The following is an 18,442-nucleotide window of genomic DNA, read 5'->3' as shown; positions in this document are numbered from 1 at the left end:
TGAATTATTTAATTATTTCGAGAATTTTATTTTTCAATTCTACCGTTGTGAACGGCAGTCCCTGCATCTTGGAGTAACCAATAGCCGGCAAGAGGTATTTAGCCCTTATAAGATTGATCAGCTGACCACTGTTCATTTCAGGGATCAATATCTTGTCATATCCTTTCAACAGTTCACCCAGGTTCTTTGGGAATGGGTTAATATGGTGCAGGTGTACATGTGCTACATCATGACCCTCATCAATCAACTCACGCACTACAGTTTTTATGGCACCACTTGTAGATCCCCAGCCGAGAACAACCATTTTACCGGTTTCGTTGCCGCTATCTGGTTTGATCAATGGTATAGTGTCTGCTATCTTTTCGATCTTCTCTGCACGCAGGCGGGTCATCAGCTCATGATTAGGCGCATCGTACGCTACATTGCCCGTTTCATTCTGCTTTTCCAGTCCACCTATGCGGTGCATCAGGCCTTTCGTACCGGGCTTTACCCAAGGGCGAACACCTCTTTCATCTCTCTTATAAGGCAGGAACTTACCATCAGGGCCATTAGCTTCTGTAGTGAAATTCACCTTTATAGGCGCCAGATCTGCTGCTGCCGGGAAACGCCATGGCTCTGTACCATTAGCTATATACCCATCTGTAAGGCAGATAACCGGTGTCATATACTCAATAGCTATGCGGCTGGCCTCAAGGATGGTATTGAAACAATCTGCAGGAGACGATGCTGCAATAACCGGCAGCGGAGCCTCTCCGTGACGACCATACATGGCCATCATCAGGTCACTCTGTTCCGTCTTCGTAGGTAATCCTGTTGATGGTCCCCCACGTTGTACATTTACTATCAACAGTGGTATCTCCAGCATAGTAGCCATACCAATGGCTTCCGTCTTAAGTGACATACCCGGACCAGAGGTAGTTGTAACACCCAATCCACCCGCATAAGAAGCACCGATAGCCGCACAAACCGCTGCTATCTCATCTTCAGCCTGGAAAGTTTTTACGTTATTGGTCTTGTATTTAGATAATTCGTGTAAAATGTCGGAAGCCGGTGTTATAGGATAAGAACCTAAGAACATTGCCAATCCCGAAAGTTCTGATGCAGCCACTAAGCCGATAGCAGTAGCCTGATTGCCCGAGATATTACGGTAAACACCCTTTGGCAATTTAGCCGCAGCTACCTTGAAACGAGTTGTGAACATTTCAGTATGATCTCCAAAATTCCACCCAGCTTTCAATGTCTTGATATTCGCCTCAGCCAGTTCCGGCTTCTTAGCAAACTTCTCATTGATGAAGGTAATGGTGTATTCCATTGGTTCGTCAAACATCCAGAAAAGGAGGCCCAAAACGAACATGTTCTTACAACGCTCTATATCTTTCATACCCAAAGAAGTACCGGAAAGACACTCTTTGGTAAAGCGGGTAACATCTATCTTATGAACAGTATAACCATCAAGCGATCCGTTTTCTAATGGATTAACACCTTCAGCGAAACCGGCGAGATTTAGATTCTTCTTATCGAAACCGGCTGTGTTAGTAATGATAACACCACCCTTTTTCAACCTTGGCAAGTCTACCTTCAGCGCAGCAGCATTCATTGCTACTAATACATCATACTCATCACCGGGGGTAAATATCTCCTTACTGCCAAAATGCACCTGGAAGCCCGAAACACCGGCTGTAGTGCCTATAGGGGCACGTATCTCGGCCGGAAATTCAGGAAAAGTACTCAGATCATTACCTAAATAAGCCGCTGTGTCGGTAAACTGGTTACCTGTAAGCTGCATGCCATCGCCCGAATCTCCCGAAAAACGGATAACAATGCTATCAGCCTCTATTATCGGAACATTTGGTCTAAAATTACTTTCTAATATTTCCATTACAATAATTAAAAATAAAATATCAAACGAGATATTATCTCTTTTGCGGTGCAAATATAACACTGTTTGCTCACTTGCCTTATTACGAGGGTATGATACAAGTCACGTATTGTCGTTTTTATAACAATAACCCCATAGATATTGATAATAGTATGACAATAGCGTTAATTAGGGTTAATGCTTCCCACGCACAATATTGCTGATTTACGAGAATTACCGCTAAATTTAAACCATGCTGTACCTCACTCGTAAACTATTACCATTGGTTTGTCTGTCCCTATCTGCATCCCCGGCATTGGCACAAGACAAGAATCTCATTCAGTATGTGCGCCCAATGACGGGCACAGACAGGATGGGACACACATACCCGGGTGCTACCGTTCCATTTGGCATGGTGCAACTAAGCCCTGAGACGGATACACAGAGCTATGAACTGAACGGCAAGTATAATAAAGACGTTTATAAATATTGTGCGGGCTACCAATACGGGGATAATACTATAGTTGGCTTTACGCATACCCACTTCAGTGGCACGGGCCATTCAGACCTTGGGGATTTCCTGATCATGCCTACAACAGGAAAACTGCAATTAAATCCGGGCACTGCCGACAAGCCTGAAAGCGGATACAGAACCCGCTTTTCGCATAATACCGAAGTGGCAGAGCCTAACTACTATAAAGTGAAAATGGAAGACCACAATATACTCGCAGAGCTCACCACTACCACCCGTGTGGGCTTCCATCAATATACATTCCCCAAAAGTGATAGCGCGCATATTATCCTGGATCTGATGTATGGGATATATAATTACCCGGATAAAAATGTATGGACCTATCTACAGATAGTGAACGATACATTGATAACCGGCTATAGGCAGACAACAGGCTGGGCAAGAACAAGAACCCTCTATTTTGCAATGGTGCTCTCCAAACCATTCACCAGCTATGGCTATCAGAACAATTCTAAGAAAGAGGTATATGGTGGCTTCTGGCGAAAATTTAAACAAGAAGAGAATTTCCCGGAAATAGCAGGCCGGCAAATCCGTGCGTATTTCAACTTTTCAACAAAAGAAGATGAGCGCATAAAGATCAAATTTGCCATATCGCCCGTAAGCACTGCTAATGCACTCGACAACCTGCATAAAGAAGCACCGGGCTGGATATTCAATGAAGTAAAAAGAGAGGGCCAGCGACTGTGGGAAAAAGAACTGGAAAAGATAGAAATAAAGGCACCACAGGAAACTATGGAAAACTTCTACACTGCCATGTACCATACTTTTATCAATCCAACAGTATATATGGATGCCGACGGTTCTTTCAGAGGACTGGATCAGCAGGACTATAAAGCCAAGGGTTGGACCAACTATACCACATTTTCATTGTGGGACACCTACAGGGCCTTACATCCATTCTTCAACATCATACAGCCCAAAAGAAATGGCGACATGATACAGTCAATGGAAGCCCATTACGACGAGAGTGTGCACAAAATGTTACCGGTATGGAGCAATTCGGCTAATGAGAACTGGTGCATGATCGGCTACCACGGTGTATCGGTAATTGCAGATGCTATTGTAAAAGGCAATGCTGATATGGATGGTAAAAGAGCTCTGGACGCTTGTGTAACAACCGCACGCCACCGTAGTTATGATGGACTTGGCTACTATATGGACATGGGCTATGTGCCTGAAGACAAAAATGGTTCGTCAGTATCCAAGACGCTGGAATATGCGTATGACGACTGGTGTATAGCACAAATGGCCAAAAAACTGGATCGAAACGATATATATCTTGAGTTTATAGCCAGGGCACAAAACTATAAGCATGTTTACGACTCTACAACCGGCTACATGCGGCCACGCATGAGCGATGGCTCATTCAAAAAAGAGTTTGACGTGCTCAACACTGACGAGGCCGGATTTATTGAAGGTAACGCCTGGAACTATAGCCTGTATGTACCCCACGCACCCGCTGAAATGATAAAAATGATGGGTGGCAATAGGCGCTTTGTACCGCATCTTGACTCATTATTCAATTTTGAGCTCCCCGACAAATATTTCGCGGCAACGGAAGACATAACCCGTGACGGTATTATAGGTAATTATGTGCATGGCAATGAACCGAGCCACCACGTAGCATACCTATACAACTGGACAGACCAACCCTGGAAAACCCAGGAACGTGTGCGCATGATACTGAAACGCATGTACCACCCTACTCCATCGGGCCTTAGCGGCAATGACGACTGCGGACAAATGAGCGCATGGTACATTCTATCGGCAATGGGCTTTTATCCGGTAGCGCCTGGATCTGTAAAATATTCACTGGGCAGTCCCGCCATTGATGAAGCTAGTCTGCACCTTGAAAATAGCAAGACATTCACCATAAAGACAAAGAACCAAAGTGCTAAAAATGTGTACGTGCAGAAGGTAACCATTAATGGCAAGGAAGTAACCGACCATTTTCTTAATCATGACGACATAATGAACGGCGGAGAATTGGTATTCTACATGGGAAGCAGCCCGAAGAAGAAATAATTAAACTAATTTCGCATCTCAAAATAAATAAACAAACATTTGTCTCGTAATAAGAAAAGAACACCGCCATTAGAGAATATAACCATCGACGCATATGCGGCTGAAGGAAAAAGTATAGCACACCTTGATGACGGTAAGGTACTATTTGTAGAAAACGTGGTACCCGGAGATGTGATCAATGCCATAGTTACCAAGGACAAGAAGAGCTGGGCTCAGGGGCGTATGACCAAGTTGGTAAAACCATCTGAATTGCGCGTAGAGCCTTTTTGCCAGCATTTTGGCGTATGTGGCGGCTGCAAATGGCAGATGCTCCCCTACGCTCAGCAACTTAAGTATAAGCAACAGCAAGTAGAAGATCAGCTCACACGTATTGGACAGGTGGAACTGCCGGAGATACAACTAATTGTAGGTAGTCCTCATGAACGCTACTACCGCAATAAACTGGAGTTTACCTTCTCATCGAAGCGCTACCGAACATTTGAAGAGATAGGTGAAAGAACAGAAGAATTTGCACCGGAACCTGCCTTGGGTTTTCATGCGCCGGGATTGTTCGATAAGGTAGTTGAGGTGCATACCTGCTACCTGCAGCATGAGCCAACAAACATTCTGCTGAATGTGTTGCGCAACTATTCTAAAGCCCACAACCTGTCTTATTACGACATAAAAGGCCATAAGGGCTGGTTGCGCAATGTGATCATTCGCGTAACAACCACCAATGAAGTATTGGTAAACCTGGTCATAAATAATGAGGACAAGGAACAGCGCATAGCGATCCTTGACCATATGCTGGCCAATATACCGGGCATTACATCGCTACATTACACTATCAATGGCAAGATGAATGATACTATCTATGACCAGGAAGTAGTGTGCTATAGCGGCAAACCATGGATAGAAGAAAAGCTGGAAGATTTCAGGTTCAAGATCTCGCCTAAATCTTTTTTCCAGACCAACACTTACCAGGCCGAAGCATTGTACCGAATTACCCGCGAATTTGCGGGGTTGACTGGCAATGAAGTATTGTATGACCTTTATTGTGGAACGGGCAGCATAGGTATATTCTGTTCGAAAGGTGCTAAGAAAGTGATAGGCATAGAAGCCGTAGCTGATGCAGTAAAGGATGCCTACGAAAATGCGGCGCTCAACGGATTGGAGCATTGTCAATTCTATGCAGGTGACGTATCAGATATCTGCACCGATGCCTTCTTCGCAGAACATGGCAAACCCGATGTCATCATCACCGATCCGCCACGTGCAGGTATGCATGAGAAGCTGGTGCAGCAGATATTGAAGATGCGCGCTCCTAAGGTGGTATATGTAAGTTGCAACCCTGCTACCCAGGCCCGCGACCTGCAACTGCTGGACAGTGCATACCGCATTACCCGCCTGCAACCGGTAGACATGTTCCCGCACACTCATCATATTGAGAATGTTGCATTGCTGGAATTACGTGCTGAAGGTGATTTGCCTTTGAGCAAAAGGATGAAGGCGGAAGAGGTAGAAGTTGCTGACGAAGAAGAAAACGAAGGTTAGTTAAGATTTGACAACTTTTAAAAAAGTTGTCAAATCTATATCGGAGATAAAAAGCCACATAGCAAAGCAGTGTGGCTTTTTACTTTTTAGTTTTAAATTTTCACTTTTTCACCTACCATTTCTTAAAGATCACATATACGGCTGCAACAATTAACCCAAAACCCAGTAAATGATTCCACTGCAATTTCTGCTCTTTAAAGAACACAAGGGTGAATATCATAAAGACCATTAGCGTAATAGCCTCTTGAATGGTCTTTAATTCAACCAGGTTAAATGAGCCACCGTTATCCTTAAATCCACCTTCATTGGCCGGTACCTGGAACACGTATTCAAAGAAGGCCATCCCCCAGCTGATAAGGATTATAGAGAATAATCCGAGGTTCTTGCCCCATTCATATTGCTTGAACTTGAGGTGACCATACCAGGCAAATGTCATAAAGATATTAGAAACAACAAGTAGTGCGATCGTTTTCCAACCTTTCATATAAAACGTCTCCCCAACTGGGCATTTAGTGTTTGCAAATTTATGAAATAAGGCTGGCTCAAAAACTGAGCCAGCCTTATTTCTAGACCTATTGATAGTGACCTTTCTTAGTCGACCTTCATTATTCTATCCACCTTCAGCAACATATTATCCTGGTCGTAAACCATGATCATATACATACCATTTGCCAAGTTGTTGATGTCAATTGAAGTAGCATCATTGCTTTCAATCACCTTCTTACCATCAGCGGTCAATACAGCTATATTCACCTTTACAGATGATTGTATGTAGATAACTGAAGTTGCAGGGTTAGGGAACAACTTAACACTGATACCGCTACCACCTGCATTCTGTACACCGGCCGGCCATATATAATAAGCATCAGCAGTATCGGTACAACCATTACCATCAGATACAACAACTGTGTAAGCACCCGGTGCGGTTTCGTTATAGATACTGGTGTTAGCACCTGTAATAGCCACACCATTCAGGTACCACTGATAAGTAGCGAATGAACCCGTGTACAGTATGTTGGCACCTGTAAGATGAATAACCGGAGTAGGCGGCAATACCACAGTAACACCGGTTACTGTATGACTGCCTGCAAGGTTGGTTATTACCACATTAAAGAATCCGAATGTATCAGTGATATAACTCTGGTTGGTAGCACCAGGTATTGCAATACCATCAATGTACCATTGGAAAGTCTGATCAGTTACACCACCTGCTGTTACTGTGACAAGATTCACATCGTTGCCATGACAAAGCGTTGCAGAACCGAACGGCAAAATCGTTGTTGAAGTAAGTGAACCCGCTACGATAAGATTGTAAGTAACGAAAGAAGTACAACCGAAGCCACTTGTCTTAGTGTAAGTGATAGTAGTGGTACCGATGGCGACACCGGTTACAACACCTGTTGTAGCATTAATTACAGCACGTGTAGGATCACTGCTTGTCCATATGCCACCAGCAGCAGTGTCTGTCAGCGTGATGCTGGACAAAGACGCAACTGCTATAGCACCTGTGATCGGCGACAATACCGGAAGCGGATTAACAGTAAATGTTGTACCCTGTATAGTGGTGCAACCTGAAATGCTGGTTACTGTATACAGTATGGTAGCAGAACCCGCCACACCTGCAGTAACAACACCTGAAGCGTTCACACTCGCTACCGTAGTATTAGTGCTGCTCCATACACCACCTGTTGTAGTATTGCTTAGTGTAGTTGATACACCTTCACAAACCGCTGTGATGCCCGTAATTGCCGGAACTCCAGGCAATGCGTTCACTGTTACTGTATGAGTAGCTGTGGCACTACCACAACTAAATGTTGTTGCTGTGTATGTTATTGTTACAGTACCTGCCGCAACACCGCTAACTACTCCCGCAGCATCGATTGTTGCAACTGAGTTATCAGAGCTTGACCATGCACCGCCTGTTACTGTATTAGTTAAAGTAATTGCAGAAGCTACACATACACTATCAGTGCCGGTAATTGTTCCTGCATCAGGCAGTGCATTTACAGTTACTGAATGAGTAGCTGTTGCACTACCACAGCTGAATGTTGTTGCTGTGTAAGTTATAGTCGCAGTACCTGCGCTAACACCAGTTACTGCTCCCGTTACTGCATCAACAGTAACATTGGCATCAGCACTGCTCCACGCACCACCCGTTACAGTGTTAGTGAGTGTTATAGAAGCTGCAGCACAAACGCTGTCCAGACCGCTTATTGTACCTGCATCAGGCAACACGTTTACAGTTACCGAATGAGTAGCTGTTGCACTACCACAGCTGAATGTTGTTGCTGTGTAAGTTATTGTTGCCGTACCTGCGCTAACACCGGTCACTGCACCTGTTACAGCATCAACAGTAACATTAGCATCAGCACTACTCCATGTACCACCTGTTACGGTGTTGGTGAGTGTAATCGAAGCCGCAGCACAAACGCTGTCAAGGCCGCTTATTGTACCCGCATCAGGCAATGCATTCACAGTTACTGTATGATTGGCTGTAGCACTACCACAACTGAATGTAGAAGCAGTGTATGTTATTGTAGCTGTGCCTGCACTAACTCCCGTTACTGCGCCTGTTACCGCATCAACAGTAACATTGGCATCAGCACTACTCCATGTACCACCTGTTACGGTGTTGGTGAGTGTAATCGAAGCTGCAGCACAAACGCTATCCAGGCCGCTTATTGTACCAGCATCAGGCAGGGCATTTACAGTTACTGCATGAGTAGCTGTAGCACTACCGCAGCTGAACGTAGCAGCTGTGTAAGATATTGTTGCTGTACCTGAGCTAACGCCGGTTACTGCACCTGTTAAAGCATCAACAGTAACATTAGCATCAGCACTGCTCCATGTACCGCCTGTTACGGTGTTAGTGAGTGTAATTGAAGCAGCAGCACAAACGCTATCCAGGCCGCTTATTGTTCCTGCATCAGGCAGCGCATTTACGGTTACTGAATGAGTAGCTGTTGCACTACCACAACTGAATGTAGCAGCAGTGTAAGTTATTGTAGTTGTACCTGCACTAACTCCCGTTACTGCGCCTGTTACCGCATCAACAGTAACATTGGCATCAGCACTACTCCATGTACCACCTGTTACGGTGTTAGTGAGTGTAATAGAAGCAGCAGCACAAACGCTGTCCAGGCCGCTTATTGTTCCTGCATCAGGCAGCGCATTTACGGTTACTGAATGAGTAGCTGTTGCATTACCACAGCTGAATGTTGCCGCTGTGTAAGTTATTGTTGCGGTACCTGCAGAAATACCGGTTATTGCACCGGTTACTGCATCAACAGTAACATTTGCATCAGCACTGCTCCATGTGCCACCCGTTACAGTGTTGGTGAGTGTTATAGAAGCCGCAGCACAAACGCTATCCAGACCGCTTATTGTACCAGCATCAGGCAACGCGTTCACTGTTACTGTATGAGTAGCGGTTGCACTACCACAACTGAATGTTGTTGCTGTGTAAGTTATTGTTGCAGTACCTGCGCTAACACCAGTTATTGCACCGGTTGCCGCATCAACAGTAACATTGGCATCAGCACTACTCCATGTACCACCTGTTACGGTGTTAGTGAGTGTAATAGAAGCAGCAGCACAAACGCTGTCCAGGCCGCTTATTGCACCTGCATCAGGCAGCGCATTTACAGTTACTGTATGAGTAGCTGTAGCACTAGCACAGCTGAATGTTGCAGCTGTGTATGTTATTGTAGCCGTTCCAGCGGTAACGCCAGTTACTGCACCTGTTACTGCATCAACAGTAACATTGGCATCAGCACTGCTCCATGTACCACCTGTTACGGTGTTAGTGAGTGTAATAGAAGCAGCAGCACAAACGCTGTCCAGGCCGCTTATTGTACCTGCATCTGGCAATGCATCAATGGCCAGCATTATTGTATCTATAGATGAACCACAGGTATTTGTTGTTGTATAAGATACGATCACATTACCTGCAGCTACTCCGGATACAATTCCGGTTGCTACGTCAACTGTTGCTACTGAGGCATCACTTGTAATCCAGTTGCCACCGGCTACAGTTGTTGTCAGAGTGATGGTTGACCCGGCGCATGTTGACGAAGCAACTGAAGAAATAATTCCTGTATCCGGCAAAGGACAGCCATCTATAACTATATCTTTTGTTGCGAATGTTGTACCGCAGCTATTTGTTACAGTATAACTAATAGTTGCATTACCAACACTCACTCCTGTAACCACACCGCCGACAACTGTTGCAGCAGGATCACTGCTTGTCCATATTCCACCGCCTACTGTAGCAGTAAGTGTTATATCTGTACCAATTGCGACTGTATCAAATCCTGTTATCGTACCCGGATCTGGCAGAGAATCAACTATTATCGTATGTGTCGCAGATAACGAACCGCAACTGAATGTATTTGCCGTATAAGAAATAGTTGCTGTACCTGTTGCAACACTTGTTACAATACCAGAAGCATCAACGGTAGCTATTGCGTTATCGGAACTGCTCCAGGTGCCGGTACTTGCAGTGTTGGTCAAAGTAGTGGTCAAACCAAAACACACGTTAGCTGCACCGCTTATCGTACCTGCATCAGGTAGTGGATTTACAGTAACATCATAAGTAGATGTTGCCGATGAACAACCAAATATTGAAGAAGTATAAGAAATTGTTGTTGTACCGGCTGAAACACCGCTAACATTACCAGTTGCATCAACGGTTGCTATCGCATTGTCGTTGCTGCTCCATACACCGCCACTTGCTGTATTAGACAATGTAACAACAGCTCCTGCACAAACGCTATCCAATCCGGATATTGTTCCCGCATCAGGTAGAGATTTCACAACTAATGTATGAGTAGCTGTTGCAGATCCGCAGCTGAAGGTATTCGCTGTATAAGTAATAGTAGCTGTACCCGAAAGCATGCCGGTCACTTCCCCTGTGGCGGCATCAACAGCCACATTTGCATCTGCGCTACTCCATGTACCGCCGCTAGCCGTGTTGGTCAACGTAGTTGCATCGCCAAAACAAATACTGTCAGCACCGCTTATAGTGCCCGCATCAGGTAGAGCATTAACAGTAACATCATGGGTTGATGTTGCAGAAGTGCAACCAAATATTGAAGAGGTATAAGAAATAGTTGTTGTACCAGCTGCAACACCGCTTACATTACCTGTTGCATCAACAGTAGCTATAGCATTGTCATTGCTACTCCATACACCACCACTTGCTGTGTTAGACAAAGTAACAACAGCACCTGCACAAATGCTGTCCAAACCGGATATTGTCCCTGCATCTGGCAGCGTTTTCACAACCAATGTATGAGTAGCAGTTGCAGATCCGCAACTGAAAGTAGTTGCTGTATAAGTAATAGTAGCAGTTCCCGATATCATACCCGTTACTTCGCCTGTTGCAGCATCAACTGCAACATTAACATCAGTACTACTCCATGTACCACCGCTTACGGTATTAGTAAGCGTAGTTGCATCACCGAAGCAAATACTATCTGCACCGGATATAGCACCTGCATCTGACGCAGCATTAACTGTAATGCCAAATACCGTTCTTGCATTCGTACATCCAAACACGTAAGAAGTGTAAGTAATAGTTGTTGTACCCGCTGCAACACCGCTTACTGCGCCAGTTATATCAACAGTAGCTATAGCATTGTCATCGCTGGTCCAAACACCACCACTTGCAGTATTAGATAATGTCACAACTGCACCTGCACAAACACTATCCAAGCCCGAAATTGTACCTGCATCAGGTAGAGATTTCACAACCAACGTATGGGTTGTAGTTGCAGAGCCGCAGCTGAATGTCGCAGCTGTATAAGTTATTGTAGCAGTACCTGAAAGGATAGCGGTAACTTCACCAGTCGTAGCATCCACGGCTACATTTGCATCTGCACTACTCCATGTACCACCACTTGTCGTATTTGTAAGTGTTGTAACGTCACCAAAGCAAATGCTATCTGCACCGGTTATGGCACCTGCATCAGGCAATGGATTTACGATTATCAAATGACTGGCCGTGTCTGTACCACAAGACGCAGTAGAAGTATAAACGATCATTGCACTTCCTGCTATCAAACCTGTTACATTACCCGCTCCATCAACTGTAGCCACCGTTGCATCACTTGTGCTCCATGTTCCGCCTGTTGTTGTCGTTGCTAATAGTACTGATCCGTTGACACAAACGCTATCAGATCCTGTGATCGACCCTGCATCAGGCAATGGCGTAACTGTAATAAAGTGACCTGCAGATGCAGAACCACAGCTAGGAGAGTTAACTGTATATAATATAGTAACCGTATCAGCAGATAGTGCAGTTAAGTTACCTGCTGCATCTGACGAAACAACAGATGTGTTAAAGCTGCTGTACACGCCACCCGGCATATCGGAAGATAATGTCGCAGTACTACCCACACACATTGACGAAGGGCCTGTGATAGTACCTGCATCCGGGGCAGCTTTTACATATATTGGGTGCCATGAAGTATCCTGACCGCAACTGAATGTAGAAGAGATATACACTACTATATTATCACCCGCAGAATTACCTGTAACATTTCCGGAAGCGTCGATCGTAGCACTCAAGCCTGTAATGGTCCATGCGCCACCCGGCACCGTGCTCACGATCATTGTCGATGTACCGGAACAAATGGTATCTGCTCCGCTGAGCGTACCTGCATCAGGTAGCGAGTTAACAGTTACAAGATGTGTAGCGGCCATAGTACCACAAGACGCAGACGTTGCGGTATACGATATTGTTGCATCCCCTGCACCAACACCAGTTACCGTGCCTGAACCATCAACTGTAGCTACCGCAGCATCAGTTGTAGACCATACACCACCAGTGCCGGTTGTAGACAATGCAATTGTCGCATTAGCACAAACACTGTCCAATCCAGTTATAGCGCCTGCATCAGGCAAAGCATTTACGGTGATCAACATGGTGTCAGATCCCGACCCACATAAACCTGTATAATTATAAGAAATAACAGAGATACCGGCAGCAATTGCACTTACAACTCCTGTAGTAGCATCTATAATAGCTACAGCAATGTTGCTGCTACTCCATACACCACCGGAAGAGTCTGCTGATATAGTTGTAGTACTACCCGCGCACAATGCTGCTGCACCTGAAATAGTTACAACAGGAGCAGGAATAGAGAAGAGGTTTATGCTGTCCGTCAATGTAGTTGGACATCCTGCGTTGTCTGCAACCTGGGTAAAGTAGATAGTCGTATTACCGGATATTGTTCCGGTATTGATCGTTGTAGTAAATGGATAGAATTCCATAGGAACTGTAATATCTGAACCACCATTAATATGGTACGTAAGCATAGGTGTGGTCGGTGTACCTTCCACTACATTCAGCTCCTCAACATTAAATCTCAGGTCAATATTCTTGTCTGTACCATCACAAACCTGCGAGGTTGCGGCATCGATCGGCACACCTGTACCCAACGTATTCTGTATCAACCTACTGGTGATCTGTGCTTGCGGAAGTGGTAACAAAGAGAAATTATCTATACCATACGTCATCTCAAACGCACTGCAACCGCCATTGGATATACCCACCACTGTGTAGATCAAAGTATCAAAAATCGGCAGTGTCGGTTCGTCACAATGACCTATTACATCAGCGACTAAGGTGTCGTATGTATCAGTTCCGGTTGCGGCATTATGGATCTTGAAAATTGCAGTCGCAAAAGGTTCAGTTGCCAAATGCACTACAGCAGTATTACCCCTGCACATAAAGGTATGCTGCGCTCCATCTGTAGGAACTGTATATACACCACTGCCAGACACATTCGTTAACCAGCCATTAATGTAATGGGTTGCAAATGTCACGTTATCTGCCGCAGTGTATGAAGCACTACAAGCGCCTGATGTAGCGTCAAGCAGCGTGTAGAGGAAGGTAATATTTCCAGTTAGGCCCGGGCGAGTTGTAGTAATGGCTACTGTCGCATTTCCTGCACCGTCCAATGTAGTTGTCAGTGTATCAATTCGAGTAGCGCCTACCTCATCTGAGAGCATTTCCTGGTAGCGTACAACTGCACCTGCCGGACCACTGAAGGTAACATCGCCCGGTGTACTACCACAAAGCGTTGTGGCTGATGTGCTGATCACTATACCGGTTGGCGCCACATTTACCGATACCAGTTGCGTATCAACCGCGGTACCACAGCTATTCGTTACAGCATAAGAAATGATAGCGCTTCCTGTCGAAACTCCGGTAACAACACCGGCAGCATCAACAGTAGCATCAGTTGAAGAACTTGTCCAGTCTCCGCCTGAACCGGTAGTAACAAGATTAATTGTTGATCCAACACAAACACCAGTAGCACCGGTTATTGTCCCTGCATCTGGTAATGGACTAACCGTAATTGTATGGTTAACAGTATCAGTTCCGCATGTTGCTGTTGTGGAAGTATAAACTATAGTCACACTACCGGCAGCAACACCGGTTACATTACCACCCGCATCAACGGTAGCTAAAGATGCATCGGTGGTAGTCCATGCACCGCCGCCTACTGTGCTTGTTAATAATATAGAAGCATTTACACAAACACTGTCTAAACCGCTAAGGGCACCTGCATCTGGCAGAGCGTCAATGGTAACATTATGTGTTGTAAACGCTGAGCCACAGCTGAAGGTGTTCGCTGTATAAGTTATTGTTGAGCTGCCTGCGGTTACACCTGTAACAACGCCGAACGCGTCAACCGTAGCATTTGGTGATGAGCTTGTCCAGTCACTACCACTTACCGTATTGGTCAATGTAATTGTACCACCTACACAAACACCTGTAGCACCGCTTATTGTGCCTGCATCGGGCAGAGGATTAACCGTAATTGTATGGTTAACAGTATCAGTTCCGCATGATGCTGTTGTGGAAGTATAAACTATAGTCACACTACTGGCAGCAACACCGGTTACATTACCACCCGCATCAACGGTAGCTACAGATGCATCGGTGGTAGTCCATGCACCGCCGCCAACTGTGCTTGTTAATAATATAGAAGCATTTACACAAACACTGTCTAAACCGCTAAGGTCACCTGCATCAGGCAGGGCATCAATGGTTACGTTATGTGTTGAAAAATTAGCACCACAACTAAATGTGTTTGCTGTATAAGTTATAGTGACACTTCCTGCAGTTACACCTGTAACAACTCCGGCTGCATCAACTGTTGCATTCAAAGATGAGCTTGTCCAGTCTCCACCGCTTACAGTATTTGTCAATGTAATTACAGAACCAACGCAAACATTTGCAGCTCCGCTAATTGCACCCGCGTCAGGTAATGGATTAACTGTCACAGTATGATTGGCCGTATCAGTTCCGCATGATGGTGTCGTTGAAGTATAAACTATAGTCACACTACCAGCTCCCAATCCAGTAATATTCCCACCCGCATCAACTGTAGCAATCAAAGCATCGCTTGTAGTCCATGTGCCGCCAATTACAGTGCTGCTTAGCATTACCGAAGCACCTATACAAACACTATCCTGGCCGGTTATTGAACCTGCATCAGGCAGTGCATTGATGGTAACTTCATACGTTGCGGTTGCAGTACAGCCCAACGAAGTAACAGTATATATAATTGTGTCGACCCCTTCAGTAACACCCGTAACTACTCCACCAACTACTGTCGCTGATGAGTTGCTTGCTGTCCACACACCACCTGTTACTGTTTCTGCAAGGGTTATTGCCGCTCCCGTACAAACGGTGTTGGCACCACTTATGGTGCCAGCATCAGGTATCGGATTTACTGTAAGCAGTCCGTTACCAGACACACCACCATCTACATATAATCTGTAACTATTGCCTGTCAATGAGGTGGTGGTATGCACTATAAGACTCTCTCCTGAGTAAGTATAGTCACCTCCATCAGCTACAGTAGTAAAGGTCGCTCCTCCGTCTGTAGACACCTCCCAGTGCAGATCTGTATAAAAACCGGATCCACCACCGCCACTGCCACCACTTGATATAAGTGCACTGAGTGTTGCGTCGGCACCGGCACATACTGTAGTATCATTTGCGTCAGACAACGCCATGGTGTCCAACACCGAAAGAGCAAATGCCGCTGTTATTCCGCAGCCGGTACTATAGGAAATATTGGCATTGCCAAACGAAAGACCTGTTACTACGCCGGTTGCAGTTACTGTAGCTATAGCTGCATCACTGCTGCTCCACATTCCACCTGCAACAGACTCATTCAATGTTATGGTTTGCCCCGCAACAATACTATTGATTCCCGTTATGGGTGCAGGTGACTCTTGCACAGTAACCGCAAGAGTAGCCGTATCTATACCGCAAGAATTAGAAAATATATATGACAATGTAGCACTACCCGCCGCTACCCCGGTAACGGTACCTGTACCGGCATCTATAGTTGCAACCGCGTTGTCGCTGCTGCTCCATGCTCCGCCTGTAGAATCACTTGTAAGGACTATTGTACTTCCAGCGCATACAGATGATAGGCCTCCTATTGCAGGTAGTACCGGGCTAGGAGCAACCGTTACCGTTATAGTTGTCTCATCAGTTATTGTTCCGTCGGAGACGCGAATTTTGAAAACATCTGTGCCGCTGAATCCCGCAGGAGGTGTGTAAAAAAGCCCTACCGGGGTCATATCAGCTCCATTCGAAAATCCTGCATAATCGAATCCTCCCAATGTCCCACTTGTGGAGGACACAACTGTCCAGGTCTCTGTAGACCCCGATGTGAGATCGTTAATTGTCAGATAGGATGTAATATCTAATGCCCCGGAATTCTCGCATACGGAAAACGACTGGGTAGCACCATTATTAAATGTAGGCTGGCCAATTGATTTTGTTCCTCCCATAAACAGCACAATCACAAAGATTGATAAAAACACTGCAAAAGAGACGTTCCGGTACACAGAGGTAAATTTCATTTTCATAATTCAATTTTTGTAAGGTGCTGGGCATAGTAATACCGCCTGTCAAAAACGACAGTATTTAGCAAGGTTGAAGATAATATTTAATTTTAAACCTTTATAATTCTACATATTATTTTTAAAATACGCATGCATTAATCGGTGCATTATTGCTTAAAACAATTGCATATTTTAATAATACGGATAACACCTCTGGAATGGGGAGTGAGAATTTATAACTGTCAGTTATAAATAAAAAACAAGAGCCGATTACCACCTCACCGGGTTCCTCCGGCGCAGCTGAATGTAGTTTTTAAGATTCATCCAGAAGGCAAGCGCCATATAGATGATAATGGGAGACCCCATTGTAAGAAAGGATATATATATAAACCACACACTTACCTATGCCGGTGCCTTTTAGACGGCCTTGCCCTTCTATATAACCTGTATATCTCCTCAGCAGTTAACACACGTGAATGTATAGAAGCATCGTCCAATGCCCCGTAAAAGGGCTGCCAATATCTATCTGTGGATAATGCAAAACGCAGGTCACCAGATAACCATTTAACGCGGGTGAACACCTGCATACCCATATACATACCGTCCTGGTAAATGCGCATTTGTCCTGCTAATGCGTCGTAGGTAGTGGTGAACATGTGCCAGCTAGTATCGGTCAAAGTTTGTTTTGCTTCCAGTGAGGTTACCCTTGGGTCAAGATACACTACCTGGTACCCTACAGCATCTCTGTATACATAATTGGTAATGTGTTTGCCAATCCCAGGGTCGCAGCCCCATAAAAAACGGCCGGTGATGGCATTATTGTTGGGTTGTACAAGTTTGAACCATATATTCCAGGTAGCCTGCGGAATATCCAAAAGTGGCAAATAAGGCACATTTATATAAGTCCCTGTTCCATCAAAATAATAGGCTCGATTCTTATGTCCGAATCTATCGGTTGTTAGCGTACAGCCATTAACAATGCCATTTAATTCGTTGCCACTGCGGTCATTAGCATTACCATTGAAGGGATACCATGCTACAAGACCTGATAATGGCATGTAACAAGGTACATTCTGAGCCGTTGCCAGATTACACATCACACAGGATACTAAAAGCATCAGTGCTCTTTTCATGACGATGGTATTTTGGTAGGGTAACCCATTATGATAAGAAAGTGCTCATTCTAAATGATACCATAATATCTAAGGTAGGTATCTTCTATGAGCTGGTAAGAATTAATCTACAACCACTTCAACGGGTTCCTTCTGCGCAACAGAATGTAGTTTTTAAGATTCATCCAGAAGGCGAGCACCATGTAGATGATAATGGGAGACCCCATTGTAAGAAAGGAAATATAAATAAACCACAACCGGATACGTGATGTAGCAACCCCCATACGTTCGCCCATTGCCGAACATACCCCGAATGCTTTCCACTCAATAAAATCCTTTATGTTGTTCAGTTTACGCATAGATTGTTGATACAAATGTAAGGTGAATGATTGATTATATGATACTTCTGTATGTTTCATTAACATCTTTTAAGAATAATATAATTTCCGGTCAGCTATAAAAACAACATAGCCCATCCTTCTCAGAACGGGCTATGGCTTATTA

The 18,442-nt window shown here is 44.9% G+C and carries 7 protein-coding genes; 2 read left to right on the top strand and 5 right to left on the bottom strand.

All coding sequences use genetic code 11. From position 1 onward, the window contains the following. Positions 1 to 4: 4 nt before the first annotated feature. Positions 5 to 1,879, bottom strand: coding sequence for a 2-oxoacid:acceptor oxidoreductase subunit alpha (locus CJD36_RS14735; protein ID WP_105039962.1), 1,875 nt, complete (start codon positions 1,877 to 1,879; stop codon positions 5 to 7). Positions 1,880 to 2,111: 232 nt separating this feature from the next. On the opposite strand from CJD36_RS14735, the gene CJD36_RS14730 reads away from it, so the two are divergent. Further along, positions 2,112 to 4,415, top strand: a complete 2,304-nt coding sequence (locus CJD36_RS14730) for a GH92 family glycosyl hydrolase (protein ID WP_105039961.1) — start codon at positions 2,112 to 2,114, stop codon at positions 4,413 to 4,415. 39 nt (positions 4,416 to 4,454) lie between these two features. After that, positions 4,455 to 5,948 (top strand): 23S rRNA (uracil(1939)-C(5))-methyltransferase RlmD, encoded by a 1,494-nt coding sequence (rlmD, locus tag CJD36_RS14725; RefSeq protein ID WP_105039960.1) that lies wholly within the window; start codon positions 4,455 to 4,457, stop codon positions 5,946 to 5,948. Positions 5,949 to 6,060: 112 nt separating this feature from the next. On the opposite strand, the gene CJD36_RS14720 is transcribed toward rlmD, so the two are convergent. From CJD36_RS14720 to CJD36_RS14700, 4 genes are all read right to left on the bottom strand, one after another. Then, positions 6,061 to 6,432 (bottom strand): DMT family protein, encoded by a 372-nt coding sequence (locus CJD36_RS14720; RefSeq protein WP_105039959.1) that lies wholly within the window; start codon positions 6,430 to 6,432, stop codon positions 6,061 to 6,063. 107 nt (positions 6,433 to 6,539) lie between these two features. Beyond that, positions 6,540 to 16,850 (bottom strand): Ig-like domain-containing protein, encoded by a 10,311-nt coding sequence (locus CJD36_RS14715; RefSeq protein WP_105039958.1) that lies wholly within the window; start codon positions 16,848 to 16,850, stop codon positions 6,540 to 6,542. A 374-nt stretch (positions 16,851 to 17,224) separates the two neighbouring features. Continuing rightward, on the bottom strand, positions 17,225 to 17,959 hold the full coding sequence (locus CJD36_RS14705) for a LamG-like jellyroll fold domain-containing protein (protein ID WP_105039957.1): 735 nt from the start codon (positions 17,957 to 17,959) through the stop codon (positions 17,225 to 17,227). Positions 17,960 to 18,066: 107 nt separating this feature from the next. After that, positions 18,067 to 18,357 (bottom strand): PspC domain-containing protein, encoded by a 291-nt coding sequence (locus tag CJD36_RS14700; RefSeq protein WP_240609361.1) that lies wholly within the window; start codon positions 18,355 to 18,357, stop codon positions 18,067 to 18,069. Positions 18,358 to 18,442: the final 85 nt, after the last annotated feature.

The sequence above is a fragment of the Flavipsychrobacter stenotrophus genome, from assembly GCF_002954265.1.
GTDB lineage: Bacteria > Bacteroidota > Bacteroidia > Chitinophagales > Chitinophagaceae > Flavipsychrobacter > Flavipsychrobacter stenotrophus.
The sequence above is the reverse complement of the archived record's forward strand: the minus strand, read 5'-3'. Positions and strand labels throughout refer to the sequence as shown.

Coding starts and splice junctions, on each gene's coding strand:
- CJD36_RS14735 (WP_105039962.1), bottom strand. CDS start 1,879: ATGGAAATATTAGAAAGTAATTTTAGACCAAATGTTCCGATAATAGAG.
- CJD36_RS14730 (WP_105039961.1), top strand. CDS start 2,112: ATGCTGTACCTCACTCGTAAACTATTACCATTGGTTTGTCTGTCCCTA.
- CJD36_RS14720 (WP_105039959.1), bottom strand. CDS start 6,432: ATGAAAGGTTGGAAAACGATCGCACTACTTGTTGTTTCTAATATCTTT.
- CJD36_RS14715 (WP_105039958.1), bottom strand. CDS start 16,850: ATGAAAATGAAATTTACCTCTGTGTACCGGAACGTCTCTTTTGCAGTG.
- CJD36_RS14705 (WP_105039957.1), bottom strand. CDS start 17,959: ATGAAAAGAGCACTGATGCTTTTAGTATCCTGTGTGATGTGTAATCTG.
- CJD36_RS14700 (WP_240609361.1), bottom strand. CDS start 18,357: ATGAAACATACAGAAGTATCATATAATCAATCATTCACCTTACATTTG.